The 2,611-nt window shown below is 51.9% G+C and carries 2 protein-coding genes; one reads left to right on the forward strand and one right to left on the reverse strand.

The annotated features are described in order from the left end of the window. Window positions 1-625, forward strand: a 625-nt coding sequence (locus tag ACR0P9_RS10640; RefSeq protein WP_432619968.1) for a hypothetical protein, incomplete at its 5' end; no start/stop codon positions are given. 35 nt (window positions 626-660) lie between these two features. Here the strand turns inward: ACR0P9_RS10640 and ACR0P9_RS10645 are convergent. Beyond that, the gene (locus ACR0P9_RS10645) at window positions 661-2,517 is read right to left on the reverse strand and encodes a DEAD/DEAH box helicase (RefSeq protein WP_432619970.1); all 1,857 of its coding nucleotides are present in this window, start codon (window positions 2,515-2,517) and stop codon (window positions 661-663) included. Window positions 2,518-2,611: the final 94 nt, after the last annotated feature.

Consider the following 2,611-nt stretch of genomic DNA (forward strand, 5'->3'; position numbering starts at 1 on the left):
ACCGAAGCCGACATATACATTTCATGAAGCAGTAGAACGATTCCAAGCAGCACAACAAGTTTGGGATACCATACCGCCAAAAGGACATCGAGGCTTCCGTAAAAAGATTCTAAAAGAACTTCAGAGCCGTGCGATTGATATGCAGCCGCCGCTTGTCAATGAGTGGCTGCGAATTGTTGGATGGTCGGAAGAAAAGCGAGAAGCTGGCGTGAAATATGCATGGGATTGTCTGTGTGAAGTAGAAGAGCTTTCCGCCAAGATGGGAATGCCGCGAAATATGCGGAAAGAAAGTCTGATCTTTATGACGTATGAAGATTTGGAGCAACGGTTTGAACAGGCAATGTCTGAGCTGCAGCAGGCGGAAACGGAAGAAGAACAAAATCGCTGCCGTAAAAGAGCAGTTGTTGTGGCCATACATTTTGCCCGCCGTATGAAAGAGTTTCATCAAAATAATGCGACGGGGCATCGAGATGATTCTTCTGCTATCATCGAGCAATATCAAATCGTTCAAGACATGCTAAATCGTGCGGGAGACTGTCCGTACAAAGAACGAGAGCAAGATTTATTTGATTCCATTCAGGATATTTACGAATTTGCAGCAAAAAAGAAGGCGTGTGACGGGTAAAATCTGTCATTCGCCTTCTTTTGCTTTAGTTTACGTTATTCACCATGACGTCCGTTTTTTCTGCGGGCGTGCTCGCGAGCAACGCGGCGGCGATGCTCGGATACTGGCGGGCGATTGCCGCTGGACGATTTTCTGCCGTTGCGCACATGGGTGCGATGCTGATTGCGATTATCGCGGTTTTCCGACGGCTTTCCGCGCTTTGCAGCGTTTCTTGCTGCTGCCTTCGGATTCTTGTTGTCATACAGGCGAACGTCTGTCACATGACCGCCGATTTTCTTGCCGGACAGCTTCTGGATGATGACATTTTTATACTTGCTCGGTACTTCAACCAGGCTGTATTCGCCATAACAGTAGATTTTCTGAATCTGCTTGCCCGGAATGCGTGTTTCTGTCGCAATCGCAGAAACAATATGATTCGGTGCTACGCGCTGATAACGTCCTACGCTGAAACGCAGGCGCACATATCCTTCCGGCGGAGGCGGGAGCGGGCTGCCGCTCTGCTTGCCATTGACCGGCTTCGGCATGGTGAGCACCGGAATATCCATCATCTCACGGCGCAGCAGCATTTCCATCAGGCATTCTGCCAGCCATTCCGGACTGCATCCCTCGTCGATGAGCTTTTTAATCATCGGATTGCAGCTGGATGTTTCGCTGGTTTTGGCAATCTGACGGCGAGCCTCTGCCAAAAGCTCTTCCTGCTTGCGGTCGATGATGTCCTGCGTGCACGGCAGCGGCTTGTTTTCGATCTTTGCGCCGATAAAGCGGGAAATATCGCGCACTTGGAACACCTGACGGCGGCCAGCAGCGAGCGTATATGCTTTGCCGGAGCGGCCTGCACGGCCAGTTCTGCCGATACGGTGAATGTAGTACTCGTAATCCTGCGGGATGTCGAAGTTGTAGACGGCGTCAACATCATCGACATCAATGCCGCGGGCAGCAACATCGGTTGCGATAAGAATCGGCGTGCGGCCGGAACGGAAGGTGTTCATCACAGAGGTGCGCGCTTCCTGCTGCATGTCTCCGTGCAGCATGGAACAATGGAATCCATGCTCTGCCAGATAGCGATTCAGCTCTTCTACCATCTTTTTCGTGTTGCAGAAGATAATCGCCAGTTTCGGCTGATGGGTGTGCAGGAGCAGACCCAATGCATCCATCTTGCTGCCGAGCGGCACTTCATAGTAATACTGCTCGATGGTATCCATGGTGCGCTCCGGACCGGATTTGGTCTCGATGAGCAGCGGATCATTCTGATACTGGTCGGTAATATCCAAAATTGCCTGCGGCATGGTTGCCGAGAACAGCAGCGTCTGATGCTCGCCGGGAACAAAGGCCAGAATGCTCTCAATATCCTCGCGGAAGCCCATGTTGAGCATCTCATCGGCCTCATCCAATACGACAGCCGCCAGATGATCCAGCTTGAGCGTGTGGCGATGAATGTGATCCATCACACGGCCCGGTGTGCCGATGACGATTTCTGCACCGCGGCGCAGCTGCGGAATCTGGTTTTGAATTGGCTGACCGCCGTATACCGGCACGGCGCGGATGCTGTGGGTGTATCGAGTCAGCTTGCGTACTTCATCACATGCCTGCATGGCAAGCTCACGGGTCGGACACAGGACGAGAACCATCGTGTCGCGGCATTCCGGATTGCGGATGCAGTATTCGACAGCCGGTACGCCAAATGCCATGGTCTTGCCGGTGCCAGTGTGCGAACGGCCGATAATATCTCTGCCGGACATTACTGCCGGAATGGCACGTGCCTGAATCTCTGTCGGCTGAGAAAATTCCATGTCGTGAATGGCGCGCAGGACAGGCTCAGACAGTCCCATGTCCTCAAAGCGGATGCTAGTTTCTTCGGTTGTTTCTATGCTCTCTTTCAGTTCGTTAGACAAAATGTTCCTCCTAGTCGGAATCAAAAAAATCAGTACATAAAAAGAAAAGGCGGGAGAGAAAACCCGCCTTTTCTAAGTATATCCGCTTTTTGTC

It is taken from the genome of Butyricicoccus sp. (assembly GCF_050872565.1).
Classification (GTDB): domain Bacteria; phylum Bacillota; class Clostridia; order Oscillospirales; family Butyricicoccaceae; genus Butyricicoccus_A.